Annotated in this window: 24 protein-coding genes and 1 tRNA gene; 5 read left to right on the plus strand and 20 right to left on the minus strand. The window is 67.7% G+C overall.

What is annotated here, in order from left to right; genetic code table 11:
- Genes MRB58_RS01205 through MRB58_RS01235 form a run of 7 tightly spaced genes read right to left on the minus strand, consistent with a single transcriptional unit; the run spans nt 1 to nt 5,508 of the window.
- Nucleotides 1–1,050, minus strand: a complete 1,050-nt coding sequence (locus MRB58_RS01205; RefSeq protein WP_244779818.1) for a phage portal protein — start codon at nt 1,048–1,050, stop codon at nt 1–3.
- Nucleotides 1,031–1,561, minus strand: coding sequence for a hypothetical protein (locus MRB58_RS01210; protein WP_244779819.1), 531 nt, complete (start codon nt 1,559–1,561; stop codon nt 1,031–1,033). The genes MRB58_RS01205 and MRB58_RS01210 overlap by 20 nt, the downstream gene beginning before the upstream one ends.
- A complete protein-coding gene (locus tag MRB58_RS01215; RefSeq protein WP_244779820.1) occupies nt 1,561–2,103 on the minus strand; it encodes an HK97 family phage prohead protease in 543 nt (180 codons plus the stop codon). Before MRB58_RS01215 ends, MRB58_RS01210 begins: the two co-directional genes overlap by 1 nt.
- Nucleotide 2,104: 1 nt before the next feature.
- On the minus strand, nt 2,105–3,319 hold the full coding sequence (locus tag MRB58_RS01220) for a phage major capsid protein (protein WP_244779821.1): 1,215 nt from the start codon (nt 3,317–3,319) through the stop codon (nt 2,105–2,107).
- Nucleotides 3,312–3,626, minus strand: a complete 315-nt coding sequence (locus MRB58_RS01225) for an HNH endonuclease (RefSeq protein WP_244779822.1) — start codon at nt 3,624–3,626, stop codon at nt 3,312–3,314. Before MRB58_RS01225 ends, MRB58_RS01220 begins: the two co-directional genes overlap by 8 nt.
- Complete coding sequence (locus tag MRB58_RS01230; protein WP_244779823.1) at nt 3,623–3,988, minus strand: hypothetical protein; 366 nt, start codon at nt 3,986–3,988, stop codon at nt 3,623–3,625. Before MRB58_RS01230 ends, MRB58_RS01225 begins: the two co-directional genes overlap by 4 nt.
- Nucleotides 3,979–5,508 carry a terminase large subunit domain-containing protein gene (locus MRB58_RS01235; protein ID WP_244779824.1) on the minus strand — a complete coding sequence of 510 codons (1,530 nt, stop codon included), beginning with the start codon at nt 5,506–5,508 and terminating at the stop codon, nt 3,979–3,981. Before MRB58_RS01235 ends, MRB58_RS01230 begins: the two co-directional genes overlap by 10 nt.
- 374 nt (nt 5,509–5,882) lie before the next feature.
- Here MRB58_RS01235 and MRB58_RS01240 point away from each other — a divergent pair, with 374 nt between their 5' ends.
- Nucleotides 5,883–6,290 carry a helix-turn-helix domain-containing protein gene (locus tag MRB58_RS01240; protein ID WP_244779825.1) on the plus strand — a complete coding sequence of 136 codons (408 nt, stop codon included), beginning with the start codon at nt 5,883–5,885 and terminating at the stop codon, nt 6,288–6,290.
- A gap of 203 nt (nt 6,291–6,493) precedes the next feature.
- On the opposite strand, the gene MRB58_RS01245 is transcribed toward MRB58_RS01240, so the two are convergent.
- Genes MRB58_RS01245 through MRB58_RS01275 form a run of 7 tightly spaced genes read right to left on the minus strand, consistent with a single transcriptional unit; the run spans nt 6,494 to nt 9,628 of the window.
- A complete protein-coding gene (locus tag MRB58_RS01245; protein ID WP_244779826.1) occupies nt 6,494–6,943 on the minus strand; it encodes a helix-turn-helix domain-containing protein in 450 nt (149 codons plus the stop codon).
- A gap of 47 nt (nt 6,944–6,990) precedes the next feature.
- Nucleotides 6,991–7,149, minus strand: coding sequence for a hypothetical protein (locus MRB58_RS01250; RefSeq protein ID WP_244779827.1), 159 nt, complete (start codon nt 7,147–7,149; stop codon nt 6,991–6,993).
- Nucleotides 7,142–7,369 carry a hypothetical protein gene (locus MRB58_RS01255; protein WP_244779828.1) on the minus strand — a complete coding sequence of 76 codons (228 nt, stop codon included), beginning with the start codon at nt 7,367–7,369 and terminating at the stop codon, nt 7,142–7,144. Before MRB58_RS01255 ends, MRB58_RS01250 begins: the two co-directional genes overlap by 8 nt.
- Nucleotides 7,366–7,608, minus strand: coding sequence for a hypothetical protein (locus MRB58_RS01260; protein WP_244779829.1), 243 nt, complete (start codon nt 7,606–7,608; stop codon nt 7,366–7,368). The genes MRB58_RS01255 and MRB58_RS01260 overlap by 4 nt, the downstream gene beginning before the upstream one ends.
- Nucleotides 7,608–7,883 (minus strand): AlpA family transcriptional regulator, encoded by a 276-nt coding sequence (locus MRB58_RS01265; protein WP_244779830.1) that lies wholly within the window; start codon nt 7,881–7,883, stop codon nt 7,608–7,610. Before MRB58_RS01265 ends, MRB58_RS01260 begins: the two co-directional genes overlap by 1 nt.
- Before the next feature lie 39 nt (nt 7,884–7,922).
- Entirely contained in the window at nt 7,923–8,540 is a 618-nt protein-coding gene (locus MRB58_RS01270; protein WP_244779831.1) for a hypothetical protein, read from the minus strand.
- On the minus strand, nt 8,537–9,628 hold the full coding sequence (locus MRB58_RS01275) for a site-specific integrase (RefSeq protein ID WP_244779832.1): 1,092 nt from the start codon (nt 9,626–9,628) through the stop codon (nt 8,537–8,539). Before MRB58_RS01275 ends, MRB58_RS01270 begins: the two co-directional genes overlap by 4 nt.
- 140 nt (nt 9,629–9,768) lie before the next feature.
- Here MRB58_RS01275 and MRB58_RS01280 point away from each other — a divergent pair.
- Nucleotides 9,769–9,859: transfer RNA gene (locus tag MRB58_RS01280), tRNA-Ser, on the plus strand.
- Between the two features lie 59 nt (nt 9,860–9,918).
- Here the strand turns inward: MRB58_RS01280 and MRB58_RS01285 are convergent.
- The 6 genes from MRB58_RS01285 to MRB58_RS01310 all read right to left on the minus strand — a co-directional run bounded on the left by MRB58_RS01285 (nt 9,919) and on the right by MRB58_RS01310 (nt 16,217).
- A complete protein-coding gene (locus MRB58_RS01285; protein ID WP_244779833.1) occupies nt 9,919–11,298 on the minus strand; it encodes an aldehyde dehydrogenase family protein in 1,380 nt (459 codons plus the stop codon).
- Between the two features lie 95 nt (nt 11,299–11,393).
- Complete coding sequence (locus tag MRB58_RS01290; protein WP_244779834.1) at nt 11,394–12,146, minus strand: YrhK family protein; 753 nt, start codon at nt 12,144–12,146, stop codon at nt 11,394–11,396.
- Between the two features lie 71 nt (nt 12,147–12,217).
- Nucleotides 12,218–13,894, minus strand: a complete 1,677-nt coding sequence (locus tag MRB58_RS01295; protein ID WP_244779835.1) for a formate--tetrahydrofolate ligase — start codon at nt 13,892–13,894, stop codon at nt 12,218–12,220.
- A gap of 111 nt (nt 13,895–14,005) precedes the next feature.
- Entirely contained in the window at nt 14,006–14,725 is a 720-nt protein-coding gene (locus MRB58_RS01300; protein ID WP_244779836.1) for a GntR family transcriptional regulator, read from the minus strand.
- A 110-nt stretch (nt 14,726–14,835) separates the two neighbouring features.
- The gene (locus MRB58_RS01305) at nt 14,836–15,738 is read right to left on the minus strand and encodes an allantoinase PuuE (protein WP_244779837.1); all 903 of its coding nucleotides are present in this window, start codon (nt 15,736–15,738) and stop codon (nt 14,836–14,838) included.
- Nucleotides 15,735–16,217, minus strand: a complete 483-nt coding sequence (locus MRB58_RS01310) for an ureidoglycolate lyase (RefSeq protein ID WP_244779838.1) — start codon at nt 16,215–16,217, stop codon at nt 15,735–15,737. Before MRB58_RS01310 ends, MRB58_RS01305 begins: the two co-directional genes overlap by 4 nt.
- Before the next feature lie 250 nt (nt 16,218–16,467).
- On the opposite strand from MRB58_RS01310, the gene MRB58_RS01315 reads away from it, so the two are divergent.
- The 3 genes from MRB58_RS01315 to MRB58_RS01325 all read left to right on the plus strand — a co-directional run bounded on the left by MRB58_RS01315 (nt 16,468) and on the right by MRB58_RS01325 (nt 19,792).
- Nucleotides 16,468–17,604: an ABC transporter ATP-binding protein gene (locus MRB58_RS01315; RefSeq protein WP_244779839.1), complete on the plus strand. Its 1,137-nt coding sequence runs from the start codon at nt 16,468–16,470 to the stop codon at nt 17,602–17,604.
- Between the two features lie 272 nt (nt 17,605–17,876).
- Nucleotides 17,877–18,914, plus strand: a complete 1,038-nt coding sequence (locus tag MRB58_RS01320; protein WP_244779840.1) for an extracellular solute-binding protein — start codon at nt 17,877–17,879, stop codon at nt 18,912–18,914.
- Complete coding sequence (locus MRB58_RS01325) at nt 18,911–19,792, plus strand: ABC transporter permease (protein ID WP_244779841.1); 882 nt, start codon at nt 18,911–18,913, stop codon at nt 19,790–19,792. Before MRB58_RS01320 ends, MRB58_RS01325 begins: the two co-directional genes overlap by 4 nt.
- The last annotated feature ends 4 nt before the right edge of the window (nt 19,793–19,796 follow it).

Below are 19,796 nucleotides of genomic sequence, written 5' to 3' on the forward strand. Positions count from 1 at the left end.
TCATGCCCAGTCGATGAACTTGAGGCCGTCCTCTACCGCCTGCGGGTCCAACCCCGCTTCTTTTGCCTGTGCCAATGCCTGAACCATGGTGGAGAATGCACGCGCCCGTCCGCCCGCGTCAAACGCCTGGAGCGGACGAATCACATCAAGCGTCACCGTCGCGCCCAGCTTGTCGGTCGCCTCCTCGGCAATGGCCGCGGCGATCGGCTGGAGCACCCATTGCGCAAGGTGCCGTTGCGCCTCCCGGATCAGCGGCCCCTGTGCCGCCGCTCCCCACATCGCCGGCAACACGCCGTAGACCGCGCACACGCTCTCACGTGCGGCGGCAAGGCTTTCGGCCGTCATCGCCCGCTGAAGATCCGGGGTTAGGTCGTTCGGTCGCCAGTCCGCCTGCGGAGCCGGTCCGCCAGCCGCATGGACGTTCACACTCTCCCGCACCATCACCTTGCCCCGGATGCCTCGGAACTCCCGTGCAATGGCAGTCATGTCGGTTTCGGGCGCCTCGGGAAACGGGACGATCAGCGAGCCCACCGGGGCGTTGCTGTAGGTCTCGGCCAACGCAGATTCGAGCGCGTGCAACAGGTCGCTCGTGAGGCTCGCACGCTTCAGCGGCGCGCTACCGAACCAGGGGTTCACCGGGTCAGAACCGATGATGACGTGCAGCACCTCGGACGCCAGCGCGGTTCGGCTCGTCGCTCCGCCAACGTCGGGGATGCTGACCCGGTAGGCGCGCGGCCGGCCGTTTCGGGTGGACACGTCCCAGTCGGAGACAGGCAACAGGCCCTCGGCATCGACGACCATCACAGCCTCCCCCTTCAGCGCGAGGGAACGACCGATGCGAGCGAGGTTGCGGGTAGTGAGGAACGTCGTCCCTTCCACATCAGCCAGTGAAAGCCCGTGCTCCCACATGGACACACAGGACTGCACGGTGCCCGTCAGCTCGGCGAGGCCGCGTGTCCCGGAGATGTACGCCTCGCGCGCCTGGATCACGTGGGCGGTGTAGCCGGTCGCCCGCTTTTCGGTCTCGGGTTTACGCCATGGCCAACGCATGCTTCGCCCTCCGGTAAGGTCTGAGAAGGTCAGCCGCGCCGCTGTACTGGAGCGCCTTGGCAACCCACGCTGCCGGCCGGTCATAGGATTCGCGGATAGCCCCGCCGAGGTCGGCGTCGTATCGGGTCACGCCCGCGCGGTCCTCTTGATCGGCGAGGTAGGCGACAAGGCGGCTGTGAGCCTGCATGACGGCATCGGGGACAGTGCCGCCGCCGACTTCACAGGTGATGCGCCACGTACCGCAGCGAGGCAGGATCAGCCCGCCGAGCCGGCCAGTCGAGACGGACACCGTGTTGTAGGTTGAGCCGTCCCATTCCTCGACGGTCTCGACCGTGGCGGGGCAAAGACGCGGCACCCATTCGCCGGGCCCCTCGACCACCCACACCACATCACGAGTGGTCCAGCGGTGGGCGACGTAGTGCTCGATCCGCTGCCAAGCCCAATCCGTTCCATCGGTCGTCGGATAGGTTGCCGGGATCGCCTCGTCCTCGGAGATAGTCATCGCCAGCATCACGCCCTCCACCGGTAGGCGGCTGAAACGCCCTTGGCGGGGGCAGTTGCGTTCCAGGCCCGCGCTTCGATCTGTGCCGCCGGGTAGGCCGGGCGGGTGACGGCGCTGATCTCGAACAGTGCCGCTCGGGTGATCGTCCGCAGCACGTCCGAACCGCGCCGCTCGATCCGCTCCCCGTCCCGCGCGACACGGAAGCCGGGCGACAGGCCCCGAATGAGGCCGGAGCGATGAGCAGCGAGGAAGTCACGCGCCCAGCTCGTGCCATCGTCCAGCGTCGCTTCGATCCGCAACGCGTCGTCGCCGTCTGTCAGGTGAAGCGTGCCCGCTGACCGTGAGGCCAGCGGATGCGAATAGTCATGCTGCGAGAGAAGGTGAACGTCCTCACCCGCCTCAATCCGTTCCGCGAAGGCCCGCGAGGCGACAACTTCATGCCGCCCCGGTGCCAGCTCGGTTTGCGTGTCATAGGGGAACGTCGCCCGAAGCCGGGTTGCCCCGCCCTCGCTGCGCAGTTCCAGCGCGCCGAGAGACGCCCCCCAAAGCATCTTAGGAGCCCGGTTCGAGCACGCGCACCTGCTCCTGGCGCGGCACGGCGAGATCAACCGTGAGCAGGCCGGTGAGGCGCAGGCCACCGGACGCCGCGTCGCTGTAGGGATCGCGGATCAGGTCCACGCCACCCCACATGCCGAGGTAGGCCGGAGCGAGGCCACCGGCGGTGACGGTCAGAACAGCCGTTCCGGCGGTCAGTTGCGTCGCGCGGGCGATGTTGCCTGCCCCAATGTGGCGGGCCAACCGGTCCCACTCGGTAATGCCTGAACCGGCGTCCCACACGGCATCATCCAGCGCGGACCACATGGCCGGGGTCATCGCCATCCGCACCTGCCCCGGATCGCTGATCGCGTTGGCATCCATGAACTCGACGATCTCGGCTTTGACCGTGCTCCAGTAGTCAGCCCACGTTCCGGTATTGAGCGCGGCGGTGACGATGCCGGTCGGCTGGCCGGAGGCGCCGGAACCCACCAGAATAGCGCGGTCCAGCTCGGCGCCGATTGCCGCTGCCATGTCCCGGCGGATGGCTGTTTCGAGACCGCCGCCCACCTGTTTCAGCGACTTGCGCGAAACCGCCATGCGAGCGCCGAGGGTGTGGTCGGGCGAAAGCGTCGCCTCGGTCGTCTGGAACGCGGTCGGCCCGGTGACGTCTGCGCCTTCCGAAGCCGCCCAGCCGGCCACGGCCCCCTGCGTGGCGATCGGATACTCGACGGTGCCGTGGTCGATATTCACCGACGACACGCCGAGGCGGGAGGCCACCGAAGTCGGAAACAGTCTGTCGAAGATGCCTCGGGTCTGCTTCGGCTCCACAAGGTCGCCGGAGACGGTGTTACGCACCTCCAGGGCTTCCAGCGGGATCGGCATGCCGGTGTAGGCACCCTGAGCTCGCATCTCCTGGATTACCTCGGCCGTCTGGCCGCTGATCTGATGCCCGTGGTCGAGAGCAGCCACCACCTGGCGCACCTCGAATGCTCCCACGAGGTCGGCAAACTGTCGGCCCTCGCGGGTCTCCAGCTCGGCGCCGGCCTCACGACGCTCGGTGTCTTCGCTGACGAGCGCCGCGCGATAGCGCACCTCGTTGTTGCGATATTCGGTGTCCAGCGTTTCCATGGACCGAAGCTCGGCCTCGTTCGTGGTTTCCTTGCCCACAAGCTCGGCGAGGTTCTGACGGATCTCGCTCTGACGCCGCGAGATCTTGACGGATTCAAGCATTGATTGCTCCCTTGGTGAGAAGATCGCGCCATGCCTTGCGTTCGGGCGGCAAGGGCGCGAATCCCACCTCCCTTGCGGTTTTGCTCGCGTGGCAGCCGCCACAGAGCGATTGAAGGTTGGTCAGGTCGTGGGCGAGGTCGGGACGGTCCCGCACCGGCAGGATGTGATCCACCTCAAGGCGGCCGCGGTGGCCGCATGCGACGCACTCGAAGCCGTCGCGCCGCAGCGCCTCCAGCCGCAGCGCCGCCCACCGGGCGCCACGAGTCACGGCTTTACTGTGTCGCCGATAGTCCGCATCGCGCGTCATCGGCCCACCCGCATGTCGAAGAACAGCGGTTCGCCATCGGTCGCGAGGCGGGCGACGCTGGTGATGATCCAGTCCTCGCTGCCGATCCACAGCGCGTCGGCGGTGTCAGGTTCGATCGGTAGTCCCTCTGTCGAGATGAGGACGCGAACGTCGCCCGGCTCAAGCGAACCGGTTTGCTGGTGCGCCAGCACGACGTTCGCGTCGATCACGGCCGCCCTAGCGGGATACGCTGTCGGCTCGCCGGGGATCTCGTTCCCATAGCCGTCGTCGGTCGGCTCACCGGGGCGCATGATCACCGCATCCTGCCCGAACCTTGCGATCAGACGGCGCGCGATCAGCTCCCATGCCGGGTTTACGACCATGCGAACCTCCCCTTGGCGTTGGAGTGCCCGGACATTCGCACCCCTTGGGCGACGGCGATGACGGCTGCCGCCGCCGCATCGATGCGGCCGGTCGATCGGCCCTTGGCCAGTTTGTGATTGCCTGCCGGGTCCACGACGGTGATGGCGTCTGCGAATGCCGAGCGCAGCAGCAGGGAGGGCAGGCAGCGAACCTTCCCCTCGAACAGCGCCCGCCGGAACCGCTCCACATCCTCAGAGCCATCCCGCCAACCCATGCCACGCCAGACGCACGGCACACGCTCCAGCCCGGCCGCCCGTAGCGCCTCCACGAACTCGGCGTGTCGGAACCTGTCACCCACGACCGCGGCCGGCGCCTGCCCGTCGAGACGCGCCACCACGTCCGACAGGAACCGGCCCACCGGCACCGTGGTCGCGCCCATCGTCACCAGCTCGCCCCGGTCGGCCATCTCGACGTAGCGCCCGGACACACCATCCGACGCGCCGCGATCCGAGAGGCCCGGTTGCGTCGGAAACGCGGCGAGGGTTTCGAGCCTGCCCGTCGTCGGCCAGAACAGCGCCGCCGCACTCATGGAACGCGAGCCGCCAAGGTCCACACCCAGCACCACAGGCCCCTCGCGCTTGGGAAGATCGGCCGGCGCTATTTCGGCAGCGAGCCATTCATCGACCGTGACCAGCACCGATCGGTCATCGCTTGCGACGCGCTCGTTTCGGTTCAGATTGCGGAATGATGAAAGCGCCGAGCCGCCGCGGGCGATAGCGCGCCACGCCTGTGCCTGGAGCCAGTCGGGTGTAGAGCCGATGCCTTCGCGGGCGCCGGGGTTCGCCACCAGCAGGCTTTCGAGATCGTCGGGCGGCAGACCCGGCTCGGGGCGGTGTTCTTGAACATATGAACCCGGCGGAGGCTCATCCAGCCAGCGGGAAAACGTGTTCGTGTCATCCGGTGCGCTAGTGCTGATGATTAGCGCCCGACCGTCGCGCTTGCCGAGGCCGGACAGGATCGCGTTTTCGAGATTGTCGCCCTTCTCGCGCTCCCAGGCAGCGCGCTCATCGAGGATTGCCAGCGTCGGAGCACCGCCAAGGATCGACTTGCCGTCAGCCGCGATGACGCGGGCCAGCCCGCCACCGTTCCCCGCCGTCTCCACCTCCAGCTTGGAGCCGCGGCGGATGGTGAACTGTTCCTGATCCTCCTCGGGTAGCCCCTCTATGAATCCGACCAGGAAGTTGAATGCGGTCCGCGCCTGATCTCGGTTTCGGGCTGCGAAGATGATTTCACGCTTGGGCTGTGGAGCGATCTCGCCGACGAGGTGTCCTAGGGCGAGGCCGGCCGCGAGCGCCGTTTTCGCATTGCCTCGACCGATCGACAGCAGGCCAACCGCCACGTCTTTGGCGAAGGCGCCCCGCACGAAGTCCTTCTGGTAGCTCGCCAGCTTCAGCCGCTTACCAGCCGCGCGTCCCTCGGGAACCGTGAGCGTCGGCAGGAACTGCAGCGCCGCCATGGCATCCTTGGAGGCGCGCACCATCAGCCCAGCCCCCGGATTTTTTTCGGGAGCGAGAAAGGAACAGTCCCCCCGCCGGTCCCGCCGTTCAGCGGAAACGCGAGCATTGGGACCGCTAGTGTGCCTGCGATGACGGGCAATGCGCTGCCTCCGATACGGTATCTAAATACCATTGCCGAAAAGGTATTCCCATACCTTGTTGTCGAGTTGTCCCCATCTTGTGGCGAGCCACACAGAAGCGCGTACAGCGCCATCGTGAGGGTGGGATGGGCACTGCTGCGCGAGTGGGGGTGCCGCCACTCAGAGCAAGCCGGAAGGGCGGCAATCGCTACTGTAAGGGAGCTTTCGCTTGTCCCGCAAAATATGTATCAATTGATATTGGTACGCAGGAGGCGATGATGCAGGACCCACTGGCCGACACACATGTCACGATGCTGTCGCGCCCACCCTCATCGGGGCCGGGTAGCGGCAAAGATGCGTGGCGCGCTTACGCGGTGGCGATGTCTGACGGCAACGAATACCTGTGGTCGCTGCTAGAGCATCAGTCGGCAGCGATCCGTGAGTTGACGGCTGAAGTTGAGTTGTTGCGGACACAGATTGCGACGCGCAAGCCGAAGGGTGGCCGGCCACGGACGCCGGACCAGACGGTGCGTCGCATCGAGGCGTCACTCGCCGAGGGGCTTAGCGTGCGTGAAGCGGCGGCCCGGCATGGGGTGTCGCCCATGACGGTCGCTCGCATCGGGCAGCGGGCCAAGGCGCGAGCGCAGTCGGGCGAACGTGGGTTGAAAGCATCGGATGAGGGGTAAGGGGCGGCACAAGGAGAGGCGTCCCTACGTGGTAAGTTAAGGATGAGCTAGTTTTTATGTCAGGCCGCACACCAAAACGGCCCGATCCGACATAGTTTCTATGTCAGCCTGAGCTAATTTCTATGTCAGCCGCGGCCAATCCGACATAGTTTCTATGTCAGGGGCGACATAGTTTCTATGTCAGGGGCGACATAGTTTCTATGTCAGGGTTTTTCCTTGGGCTTGAGCTTCACGACGTTGCCGACACGCTTCCGGCCGTTACGCCCCTGCGGGTTGTTGGCGTTTGTCACATGCACCGGATAATCGCGGCCTTCTCGCCAGTCGCGGTACAGCTTGCGCCCGTCCTGCTTCTCGCTCGCCGGCATCTTCAGCTCGGTGAGTTCGAATGCGGGTGAACACGCCACACCCTCTACCCCCAGGCGCGCGTGTTCGGTAACGATAACGAAGCCTTTCGCCTGAAGGTCATGGAAGGCGAGCCGTGCGGTCTGCTGCGTGACGCCAAGCCGTTCGGCCGCCTGTCGGGTCGATAGCCTGATCTTGCCGTTGTTGTTGTAGTCTTTCCCCCTCCACTCCAGCTTGAGCCACGGGTAGAGAGCCTGCGCTGTCGTGGAAAGAGCCCGCCAAGCAGGCTCCTCCATCATCGTCCGCACCATCTGGGTCCAGTGCTCACCGCGTTGGTCCTTGCTCCGCCCCCGCCGCTTCATTTCACGGACCTAGCGTTCATTGCGAGGCGAACCACCTCGCACGCCTCGTTCGCGGTGAGCCCGAAGCGGCGCCGGAGTTCCGGCACCGCGGGGCGTGGCTTCGGATCGGCACCGCTGTACCAATCCGCGGCCTCGATGATCTTGGTGTCAGCCACCCGAATGGCCCTCCCAAAGGTCCTCAACGGTGACGATGGGGAAGTCGTCTCGCCGAAGCTGCGCGGCGGCAGCGTGGGCGCCGGCCAACGCCTCGCGGTGGGAGGCGAACTCGGCGTAGACGAGCGAGCAATCGTCAATCACTACCCAGGTGCCAGGCTTATTCGAGAGCCGGGCCACGGTGATCACGACGGGGTCGGTGAACCGTTCCGCAGCACTCATTTCGCACCCTCCTTGGAGGCCGCGTGGTAGGCGTCCAGCATTTCCCTGAAACCGAAGATGTAGTCGGCGAGGTCGTCGCCGCCGCGGATCAGCGGATCCAGCTCCACTGCACTCAGCCCTTCGCCGGCGATTTTTTCCGCAGCCGCGCAGTAGAAGAGCACCCGGCTCTCCAGAGCGCCGAACTCGTCCACGACACTCATCAACGTCGGCGCCGGTTCGGTGTTGTGCTCGGCGGCCATCACGCCACCTCGCGATAGTCGGCCACCGCCGAACAGCGGCGCGCCTGCATCCAGGCGTCGAGGGCAGCTTTTTCGTAGCGGATGGCGCGGGGCGAGAGGCGGAGGTATTCCGGCCCGCCGCCGGTGTGGCGAAGCTTATCGAGGAACTGGCGACTGGTGCGAGTGTAGCGCCCCGCCTCGTCAACCGTGAAATAGGCCGGCTCTACCTCGCGCGAGCCGTTCGTGTCTTCTGTGTTCTTCATGGTCATCACCTCGTAAAGACGTGATGCCTTCATGCCTTCTCGACTAGCGGAAGGAATGCACAGTTGGCGACTTTAATCGTCTGAACTGTGCAGCGCCGCCCAAGCCCGATATGCTGAACGCGGTTTCCCGCAATCCAATGCGTCCAGAACGTCGGCGAGGAACAGCGCGAACGGCGTTGCCTCGTCTAATTGCTTCGCAGGCAGTGCCTTCCCAGTGCGGCGCTGCCAGATTGCGCGCGCCTCGCCGACGACGGCCGCCGCTCGTGTGTTGCGGCGCCCCTTTTCTTGAGCCGACTCGATCGCTTCGCGAGCCGCCGGCAGCCCCGCTTCGACGAGCGCCGCGATACGCGGGATCACCAGTGGCGACGGAATGTTCCGCGTGCCCATGGCAGCGGGGTCCGCCTGACGAGCGCCGTCCCATAGCGCCATGCGGACGCCAGAACTCAACGATCGGTAAGCATCACCCATCGCACGCGCTGCACAAAGTAGCTCATTGAGCTTCGCGCGTTCCGCCTCCTTGCTAATCCCGAAGGTGTCCGCCCCTATGGCCGTGGCTGCAGCATTGCAGAGCGCAAGAGCCTCGAATTTGTTGCTCTGCCGCTCGTCAGATCCGAAAATCGCGCGTGCCGGCAAATGTTCGCGGATTGCGCGCTCCACACGGTCCAGCCCCGTCTCTTGCGCCTCGCTCATGGCCGGGTCACGGTTGCGGCGAGGCGCGCCAGCGCGTCCCGCTTCTCGGCGCGGTAGGTGTGCCGATCATAAACGGCCGTCACAGTCCGGTCGGTGTGACCCAGCACGCGCTCGATGATGAACCGAGGCACGCCGGCCTCCGACATCATGGTGGCACCCGTCCGCCGAATGTCGTGATAGCGCCAACCCGCTGTTTCGGTCGCAGCCTGAATGCGTTCAACAAGTTTCGAGCCCGGCCATATCGACTTGCCGGCATGCGTCGAGAACACGAAGTCGTCGTGGCGGGTAAGATTGTCCAGCAGCGAGGCGACAGGTGCCGGCAACGGCACCTCGTGCTTCTGCTTCGATTTGTGTCGGCCGGCGGGGATCGTCCAAACGTCGCCGTCAATCTCCGACCAGCGCATTTCGGACACGTCGCTTAGGCGCTGCGCCGTGGCCATGAGGGCGAGCACGAACGGCCCCCACGGATACGCCTCCTCCCTCGCCCACTCGGCGAGCGCGTCCCACTCCTTGCGCGTCAGCACGCGGTCGCGCGCCTCGCTGCCGTCAGGCAGGCTTAGCCCCGCCCATGGATTGCCGGGGATCATGCCGCGCCCGGCCGCGAACGTCAGCATCGGCGAGATGTAGCGGATCACCTTGCGCGCTCGGTTCGGCGAGCTTTCACGCGCCACGCGCTCAACCAGCCGGGCGCCATGGTGCAAGGTTAGGTCTTCGATGCGGACATTGCCTAGCTGCGGCTCGGCCCACTGGCGCCAAACCATCTCGACGTCCTTCCATGAGCGCAGGACGTCCTTTCGCTCGGCCGCATAAGCGTCCCATAGGTCAGCCACGCGCCGGCCGCCCACATGCTCGGTTGGCGCCGCCTTGGCATCGGCTGCGAGCCGGCGCGCCGTAGCGAGACTGGTGTCTGGGAATGTGCCAAGCCGAACGCGGCGACGCCGCTTGCCCTCGCTGACGACAACCTCGAACACCTTCTTTCCGCGTTGCCCCACGCGGATGACAAGGCCGGGGCAGCCGCCGTCGCGCTCCTCATACGACTGTGCGCCCGGCTTCAGCCCCTTCAGAAAGTTGTTCGTGAAAACCGCCATCCGTCGCCCTCCGGCGACCAGCGGACTTTATGCACAAGCGCCGCGTCCGCGGGTCAAAAATTGTGCGCGGATTGTGCGATTGTGCGTGTACTACCGTTCTGCCGCCGCGTATCCGCCGCTTCTAAGTAGGCAGAAACGCTGGCGTTTGGAAGACATGGGAAAGCATGGAAATAGACTGTCAACGGACTTCTAATCCGTAGGTCGTAGGTTCGAATCCTACCGGGGTCGCCACCCCAAACCCCGCAGGTTCTGCGGGGTTTTTTGTTGCGAGTCGGCGCTCGGGTTGCCGGTCAGCGCGTCGTCTTCTTCAGGTGGTAGGACTTCGGGCGGGTGAGGTTGTGGTAGCCGATGGCGGAGAGCGAGCCGCCCCGGCCGGTGTCCTTGCACCCGGTCCAGCACAGCGACGGATCGAGATAGTCGGCCCGGTTCATGAACACCGTGCCCGTCTCGATCCGGTCGCCGATGCGCGTCGCGCGGTCGATGTCGGCGGTCCAGAGCGACGCCGTCAGGCCATATCGGCTGTCGTTCATCAGGCGGATGGCCTCCTCGTCGCCCGACACCGGCATGATGCCGACGACGGGGCCGAAGGATTCCTCGCGCATCACCGCCATGTCGTGCGTCACGTCGGTCAGGATCTGCGGCGACAGGTACGCGCCGCCGTCGTCGCCGGGAAGCGTTTCGATGTGCGCCGTCGCGCCGGCGGCCACCGCCGCGTCGATCTGCTGACGCACGGTCTGGGCGAAGCGCACGTGCGCCATCGGCCCGATCGTCGTCTCCGGGTCGAGCGGGTCGCCGAGACGGGTGCCGCGCACAATGGCGACGGCCTTTTCCAGGAAGGCGTCGAACCGGCTCTCGTGGACGTAGATGCGCTCGATCCCGCAGCAGCACTGGCCGGAGTTGAACATCGCACCGTCGATCAGCGTGTCGGCCGCGGCGTCGAGATCGGCATCCTCCATCACGTAGCCGGGATCCTTGCCGCCCAGCTCCAGGCCCAGGGCGGTGAACGTGCCCGCCGCCGCGGTCTCGATCGCCTTGCCGCCGCCGACGGAGCCGGTGAAATTGACGAAGTCGAACGCGCGCTCGCCGATCAGCGTGCCGATCGTGTCGTGTGAGACGAAGACGTTCTGGAACACCGCCTCCGGCACGCCCGCGGCGTGGAAGGCGGCGGCGAGGCGCTCGCCCACCAGGAGCGTCTGCGTGGCGTGCTTGAGGACCACCGCGTTGCCGGCGATCAGCGCCGGGGCCAGCGCGTTGATCGCGGTCATATAGGGGTAGTTCCACGGCGCGACGACGAGGACGACACCGTGCGGCACACGCTTGATGATGCGCCGGAAGGAAGCGTCGTCGCCGATTTCGATGTCGGCGAGGGCGTCGGCGGCGATGCCGGCCATGTAGCCGGCGCGCTCCTCGAACCCGCGAAACTCGCCGCCGTAGCGCACGGGGCGGCCCATCATGCGCGCCAGCTCGGGGACGATCTCGTCGTTCATGGCGCCGATCGCGGCGACGCCGGCCATCACCAGGCGGGCGCGCTCCTGAAGCGGGCGGGCGGCCCAGGCGGCCTGCGCGGCACGGGTGCGGGCGACCAGGGCGCGCGCCGCGTCGACCGGCAGCGTGTCACGGGTCGCGACGACCGAGCCGTCGATGGGAGAGATGCACGTCAGGACAGTCATGATGGGCGCTCGGGCGTTGGCGCGCTCGGCATCGGCCGAGCGCCGGTGGATGGCATCGCCGGCTCGATGCGGCGCGCGCGCCCGTTCGTCAAGCGTCAGCCGGCGACCTCGGGGGCGGCGCCATGGTGCATCCGGCGCCGCTGCTCCAGCTCGCGGCGCACCACCACGTAGGCCCGCCATGAGTTGAAGATCCCGCCCAGCAGGAAGAGCGCGCTGCCGACGAGATATTGCCAGGCGAGGAAACCGTCGATCAGGCGCTGGTCCGCCGCATTCTCGACCTGCCACAAATAGGGGATCGAGGCGACGGTGAAGAGCACCGAGCCGGTTACGAACGTGACCGCGGTGAGATTCATGAGTTGGAGGGTCACCAGCTCGGTGGCGCGCGTGATCTGCAATACATTGATGGATGCGCCCAGCACGAAGAGCAGGCTGCCGACCACGAAGCACCACGCCCCGGCGATCTCCCAGTCCACCCAGGAGAGGAAGAAGATGCTGCCGACGAGGAAGAGCAACGTGCCGACGAGGTAGACGCTCGCCGCCCAGAACTCGAACCGCTCCCAGATGGTGTGCGGGCCGATGTCGGACCGCCAGTCCTGGACGACCTCGGCGAGGTCGTGCGCGGTGACGACGAGGTAGAGGATGGAGCCGGCGAAGAAGGTCCAGGCGCCGAGGTTGGCCCAGGCGGCGAGCGCGGGGAAGAAGAGGATGCTGCCGACGATGAAGAGCAGCCCGCCGAGCTTGTAGAGGAAGGCGTTGAGCGCCTCCCAGCGATAGCGCTTGCGCACCTGCTGCGGTTCGTTCGCCAGGAGATCGTAGACGCGCGGCCGGTTGACGAAGAGATGAGGCATCGGCGGGCGACCTCCGGCGGGCTCGGGTCGGGCTGGGGGAACGCGGCCGCGCGCGGCGGCCGCGCGGCGAGCTAGAAGAGCCCTTCGACGTTGCCGTCGGCGTCGAGGCCGATGCGTTCGGCGGCGGGCGACGCGGGCAGGCCCGGCATCGTCATGATGTCACCGCAGATCGCGACCACGAAGCCGGCGCCGGCCGAGAGCCGCACCTCGCGCACCGGCAGCGTGTGGCCGGTCGGCGCACCGCGCAGCGACGGATCGGCACTGAAGGAATATTGGGTCTTGGCGACGCAGATCGGCAGGTCGCCGTAGCCCGCCGCCTCCCACTGGGCGAGTTGCTCGCGCACGGCGCGCGACGTCGTCACTTCGCCGGCGTGATAGATCTTGTGCGCCGTCGCCTCGATCTTCTCCCACAGCGGCATCGCGTCGGGATAGAGCGGCTGGAAGTCGGCTGCGCCGGAGGTGGCGAGTTCGGCGACGCGGTGCGCCAGCGGCTCGATCCCGGCGCTCCCCTCGGCCCAGTGGCGGCAGACGATCGCCTCCGCCGCCTCACCGGCGACGAAGGCCTTCACCGCCTCGATCTCGCCCGCGGTGTCGCCGGTGAAGTGGTTGATGGCGACCACGACGGGGACGTTGTAGCGGCGGATATTGTCCATGTGGCGCTTGAGGTTGGCGCAACCGGCCGTCACCGCGGCGACGTTCTCTTCGCCGAGGTCCGCCTTCTCGACGCCGCCGTTCATCTTCAGCGCGCGCACGGTGGCGACCAGCACCACCGCATCGGGCTTCAGCCCGGCCTTGCGGCACTTGATGTCGAAGAACTTCTGCGCGCCGAGGTCGGCGCCGAAACCCGCTTCCGTGACCACGAAGTCGGCCATCTTCAGCGCCGTTCGGGTGGCGATGACGGAGTTGCAGCCGTGCGCGATGTTGGCGAACGGCCCGCCGTGGACGAAGGCGGGGTTGTTCTCCAGCGTCTGCACCAGGTTGGGCAGGATCGCGTCCTTCAGGAGCACCGCCATCGCGCCGTCGGCCTTCAGGTCGCGGCAGGTGACGGGCGAGCGGTCGCGCCGGTAGGCGACGATCATGTCGCCCAGGCGCCGTTGCAGGTCGCGGATGTCGCCGGCGAGGCACAAGATGGCCATCACCTCGGAGGCGACGGTGATGTCGAACCCCGCCTCGCGCGGGAAGCCGTTGGCGACGCCGCCCAGGCCCGCGGTCACGGTGCGCAGCGCGCGGTCGTTCATGTCGACCACACGGCGCCAGGTGATGCGGCGCACGTCGATGCCGAGGTCGTTGCCCCAGTAGACGTGATTGTCGATCATCGCGGCGAGCAGGTTGTGCGCGGCGCCTATGGCGTGGAAGTCGCCGGTGAAGTGGAGGTTCATGTCCTCCATCGGCACAACCTGGGCGTAACCGCCGCCCGCCGCACCGCCCTTGAGGCCGAAGTTGGGGCCGAGGGACGCCTCGCGGATGCAGGTGATGGCGCGCTTGCCGATGCGATTGAGACCGTCGCCCAGGCCGACCGTGGTGGTGGTCTTGCCCTCGCCCGCCGGGGTCGGGTTGATGGCGGTGACGAGGATCAGCTTGCCGTCCGGCCGCCCCTCCAGCGAAGCGATGAAGTCGGCGGCGATCTTGGCCTTGTCGTGCCCGTAGGGGATCAGCCCGTCGGCCGGAATGCCGAGCGTCTCGCCGATCTCCATGATGGGACGCTTCTTTGCCGCGCGGGCGATCTCGATATCACTTTTTGGCGCCATTGCGTCCGTCGTCCGTCCCGCGTTGCCGTTGATCGAGGGGGTGTGATGGCACAAATGCGGCCGGGCGTCAGGCCGCGCCGCGCGTCGAGGTGCGAATAAGAGGGTTGCGCGTCATCCGGAGGTGAGTTCGGAGACGTCGTAGATGTCGATCTCGGAGCGACGGTCGTCGGAGAGGTCGAGCGCGGCGAGGATGTGGTCGAAGTGGTGGGCCAACTCGGCGACCGCCTCCTCCGGCCGGTTGGCGGCGATGGCCGCGACGATGCTGCGATGCTCGTGCGTCAGGCACAGCGCCGCCCCGCCTTTGCGTTCGTAGACCGACTGGATCAGCACCCACTGGCGGATGAGGCTGCCGAGCAGCTTCTCGAACACCGGATTGCGCGCCATCTCGGCCAGCAGATAGTGGAAGTCGCCGGAGACCTTGTTGAAGTTGGGGTCCTCGTTGCGGAAGGCGGCGTCCTCACGCTGAAGGTGCGTCTCCAGGCGGGTGACGTCGTCGGGCGTGGCGCGGGCGCAGGCCAGGCGCACGACGGTCAGCTCCGTCTCCCGCCTCGCCTCGTAGACGTGGTGCGCCTCCTCCACCGTGGGGCGGGAGATGAACGCGCCGCGGTGCAGCTCGAAGGTGACGACGTTCTCGTCGCGCAGCCGCTCCAGCACGCGGCGCACGCGCGAACGCGGGACGCCGTGCGCCTCGGCGAGCTTGTTCTCGTTGAGGTGCTCGCCGGGGCGCAGGTGCTTCTCGATGATCGCGTCGACGAGCCGGCCGTAGATGATGTCTTCGGTCGGGTGCTTCCCCCGAAGGGTCGTCGTCCGGCGAGTCCATTGCGATGACATCGAGAGTCCCAGGTGGTGAGTCGTGCGGCCGGCATCGGGGCGCTCCGGCCGCCCGCGCCGGACAGCGTGTCGCATACCCCGCGCCCGGCGCAAGGATCAATGGCGCCCGGTCAGCCCTGGAAGGGGTGCTCGGTCTGCCAGTGACGGGCGATGTCGAGCCGGCGGGTGATCCACACGTCCTCGAACCCGCTGACATAGTCGATGAAACGCTCCAGGCCGGAGGCCCGCGCGGGATGGCCGACGAGGCGCATGTGCAGGCCGACCGACATCATCTTCGGCGTCTTCGCCCCCTCCTTGTAGAGCATGTCGAACCCGTCCTTCAGAAACTCGAAGAACTGGCCGCCGGTGGCGATGCCGCCGCGCCCGAACTTGCCGTCGTTGTGGGTCAGCGAATATGGCACCACCAGGTGCGGCTTGCCCTCGCGGGTGATCCAGTAGGGCAGCTCGTCGTCGTAGGCGTCCGAATCGTAGAGGAAGCCGCCCTCCTCCATGACGAGCTTGCGCGTGTTCACGCTCGGGCCGTAGCGGCAGTACCAGCCGAGCGGGCGCTCGCCGACCGTCTCCTTCAGCGAGGCGACGGCCTTGCGGATGTGCTCGCGCTCCTCCTCCTCGCCGAGATGGTAGTGCGGCACCCAGCGCCAGCCGTGGCAGCACACGTCGAACCCGGAGGCCTTGATGGCGGCGGCCGCGCGCGGGTTACGCTCCAGCGCCAGCGCGCAGCCGAAGATGGTCAGCGGCAGGTCGCGCTCCTGGAAGAGGCGCATCAGCCGCCAGAAGCCGACGCGCGAGCCGTAGGCGAACATGCCTTCACCGGCGAGGTCGCGGCCGTTGACGCCGGGGTCGAGCGGCGCCTCGGTCAGCGCGGTCTCGGTGTAGCCCTCGCCGTCCTGGACGGAGGGCTCGGACCCCTCCTCGTAGTTCATGACGAAGTTGATCGCGAGGCGCGCGCCATTCGGCCAGCGCGGATCGGGCGGGGTGTCGGCGTAGCCGATGAGGTCGCGGTCGGTGCTCACAAGGTCCCTCCGGTGACGAGCATCGGCTCGATGTCGACGAATTCTTCGTCTCCCGTGGTTCCGTCGAGCCACATGAAGATGGCGAACCGGCCGGGCGCCTCGAGCAGCGTCAAAGGGTGGTGCCACACGTCCGCGCCGAAGGTAAAACCGGTCTGCCCCTCGGTGGCGAACGCACGGGCTCGGGCCATGTCCGGCCCGCCGTCGGCCGCGTGCGGCGCGACGACGACGAGGACGGACGTCGGCTCGGTCGGCACGAAGGTCTGCGAGGAGAACGCGTGCCGCTCCATCTGCCGGATCGTCAGCGGCAGGCTGGCCGCCTCCAGCCGGGCCGACATCGAGAGGCTGGGGTGCGCGGCAGGGCGCAGGTTCGCCAGCGATCCGTCCACGTAGGTTCGACCGGGGTCCGCCTGCGGGGGGACCACCGTCCCGAACGGCGCGAAACCTTCGGCCGTCAAGGGTTCAACGATGATTTCGTTCACGCTCGTCTCGCTGCTGTCACATGATCGGACGAAGAGATTGCACACAACGGACCCTGTCACGAGACGAGGTGTCGCACTGCGTCACGGTTTCCCACGCCCAACCGATCATCGCCATGATGTCACGAACGCACGCACGATTGCGTGCAAAATTTGGGCGACGATGACTTAATTTTACCCACGCATTCGTCGGCGACGTCGGTACACTCGGCAGGGTCGGCGGCCCCACCGTCGCCCCGGCTGACGGAGACCCATGAACGCGCACGCTCAATCCCACCCGCCGTCCGCGACCGCAGCGCGCCCCACTCCGGGCGGCGTGACGTTGGACGTGGAGCGGGTCAGCCACGACTATGGCGGCTTCCGCGCCCTCGACGACGTCAGCCTCAATGTCGGCGCGGGCGAAGTGGTGGCGCTGCTCGGACCGTCCGGCTGCGGCAAGACCACGCTTCTGCGCGTCGTCGCCGGGTTCCTGAACCACACGTCCGGCACCGTGCGGGTGGACGGCAGTCCCGTGGACCGGGTGCCGCCCGGTCGGCGCGGCGTCGGCATCGTGTTCCAGAACTACGCCCTCTTCCCGCACATGAGCGTCGCCGAGAACGTCGGCTACGGCCTCGCCGCCCGCGGCCGCTCGCGCCGCCAGATCCGCGATGCGGTCGAGCGGTTCCTCGGCGTGGTGCAGATGTCGAGCTTTGCGCGGCGCCGCCCGCGCGAGCTTTCCGGCGGGCAGCAGCAGCGCGTGGCGCTGGCCCGCGCGCTCGCCATCGAGCCCGGCATCCTGCTGCTCGACGAGCCGTTCGCCGCGCTCGACAAGAACCTGCGCCTCGACATGCAGATCGAGGTGAAGCGCCTGCAGCGCGAGTTCGGCCTCACCGCCATCCTCGTCACCCACGATCAGGAGGAGGCGATGAGCGTCGCCGACCGCGTCGCGGTGATGAACGGCGGCCGGATCGAGCAGCTCGGAACCCCGGTCGATGTCTACGACCGGCCGGCGTCGCTCTTCGTCAACTCGTTCGTCGGCTCGTCGAACCTCCTGCCGGGGCGCCTCGAGGCGGCGGCGGGCGGGCTCGTCGCCGCGCTCGACGTCGGCGCGCGGCTGCCGCTGCCGGGTGAGGTCGCCCTCCCCGCCGGCACGCGCATCCTGGCCTCCGTGCGCCCCGAGGAGCTCGTCATCTCCGGCGAGCCGGACACCGCCCGCTTCCCCGTCCGCTGCCGCATGGACCTGCCCGTCGGCGGCACGACGGTGCTCGATCTCGCCGCCGAGGACGGCACGGCGATCAAGCTGGTGCGCATGCGCGCCGGCGCCCCGCCGCTGCCCGTGGGGCCGCTTTTCTGTGGCCTCGGTCCCAACGCGCGCGTTGCGATCTTCCCGGCCGACACGGCCGCGACCTGACGCGCCGACGGCGCGGCCGCCTCGGCGGCGACACGCGAGACCCGCGCCGACCGCCAGGCCGGCCCGGAGCGCTTCCCGGTACGCGCGCGCTGCGCCGGCCGGGACGCGCGCCCCACGACCAGCCCGGCACCGGGAATGCGGACACCGCGTCCGCCCGGCTCGCCCCATCCCGTCGGCCCCCCGGGGTCCCGGCCTGCCCCGCCCGCGGGGCCGGCAACGATGGCGTTCGTCCCCGCGCGCCGCCCCTTCCCTTCCGTCAGCAGGAGACCCCCATGACGAAATTTACGCTCGACCGACGCGCCTTCCTCGCCGCCTCCGGCGGCGCCGCCGCCACCGCGGCACTGTGGGGCACGCCCGCCTTCGCCGCCGGCTCGGTGATCGCCGCCGTCTACCCCGGCACCTGGGAAGACGCCTTCCGCGAGATCGTCGCCCCCGCCCTCAAGGAAGCCTCCGACGTCGACGTCGAGTTCGACGCCTCATACGCGGTCGACCAGATCGCCAAGGTCCGGGCCGCGCGCGGGCTGCCGCCGTTCGACGTCTTCGTGCTCGACCCCGGCCCGGCCGCGACCGGCCAGGAGATGGGCCTCTACGCGCCGATCGACGTCTCCAAGCTGGAGAACGGCTCGAAGCTGCCGCAGGTCTTCGTCACCGAGACCGGCGTCCCCGTCGCCGCTCAGGTCGTCGGCATCGCCTACAATCCGAAGAAGTTCGAAACCCCGCCGACCGGCTGGGCCCAGCTCTTCGAGGAGCCCTACGTCTCCAGCCTCGGCCTCACCGGCTTCCAGACGACGTTCGGCACCACCTCGCTGATCGAGATCGCCAAGGCGTTCGGCGGCTCGCTGACCGACATCGATCCCGCGATGGCCAAGATCAAGGAGGCGCTGCCCAAGATCGCCGCCGTGGCGCAGCCCTCGGCGATGGCCGGCCTCTTCCAGCAGGGCGAGATCGACGTGATGTACACCAACACGCAGACGGTCGCGAACCTGAAGGCCCGCGGCGTCGACATCGAGTTCGCCGTGCCCGACACCGGCGCCATCGCGTTCGTGACGACCATGCACATCGTCAAGGACGCCGAGAACGTCGACAACGCCTACAAGTACATCGACGCGGTGATCTCCGCGGGCGTCCAGGAGACGTTGATGCAGGCGCCCTACAACTTCATCCCGGTCAACGGTGACGTGCCGCTGATCGACACGCTGCCGATGGCCTCGCTCGACGAGATGAACGACTTCGTTCGCCACGATTGGACCGAGATCAACCCGCTGCGTCCGGGCTGGATCGAGCGCTTCAACAAGGAAGTCGCGGCTTGAGCCTGACGGCCGACACGGAAGGCGCCCCGCGGCGCCTTCCCACCCTCCTCGCCCGGCTGACGGGCGATTGGCCGCTCATCGCGCCGATGGGGCTCCTGTTCGTGGGCTTCTTCCTCGGCCCGCTGGTGCTGCTCGTTTGGGTCTCGCTCCACAACGACCAGGACATGACCGTCCTCGGCACTGCGATGTGGGTGCGCTTCCTCTCCGACCCGTTCTACTGGAACGTCGTCTTCGACACGCTGATGCTCGGCTTCAAGACCGTCGCGCTGGCGCTGGTCCTCGGCTTCGCGACCGGGCTCATCTACCTGTCCGCCGGACCGCGCGCGCGCTCGGTGCTGACCTTCGTCATCGTCCTGCCGCTCCTCCTCTCGGTGGTGGTGCGCACGTTCGCGTGGATCGTCATCCTCGGCAACGAGGGGCTCGTCAACTCGGCGATCCTGTCGCTGGGTCTCAGCGCTACGCCGCTGCGGCTCCTGCAGACCGAACTCGGCCTCGTCATCTCGCTGGCGCAGATCGAGCTGCCGCTGATGCTCCTGCCGCTCCTCTCGGTAATGGGCCGGATCGACCCCAACCTGATCGACGCGTCGGTCTCCCTCGGTGCCTCGCGCTGGCGCACCATGGCGCGGGTGATCCTGCCGCTGTCGGTGCCGGGGCTGATCGCCGGGAGCCTTCTCGTCTTCGCCAGCTCCACCGCGGCGTTCATCTCGCAGAGCGTGATCGGCGGTGGCCGGCTCATCTACATGCCGCTGGTGATCTGGCAGCAGGCGCTCGTGGTCTACGACTGGCCGTTCGCCGCGGTCGTCTCCCTCGCCCTCCTCATCACCGTGCTCGGCGTGCTGGCGCTCATCAGCGCGCTCGGCCGTCTCGCCCGCAACTGACACC

The organism is Acuticoccus sp. I52.16.1 (genome assembly GCF_022865125.1).
Classification (GTDB): Bacteria; Pseudomonadota; Alphaproteobacteria; order Rhizobiales; family Amorphaceae; genus Acuticoccus.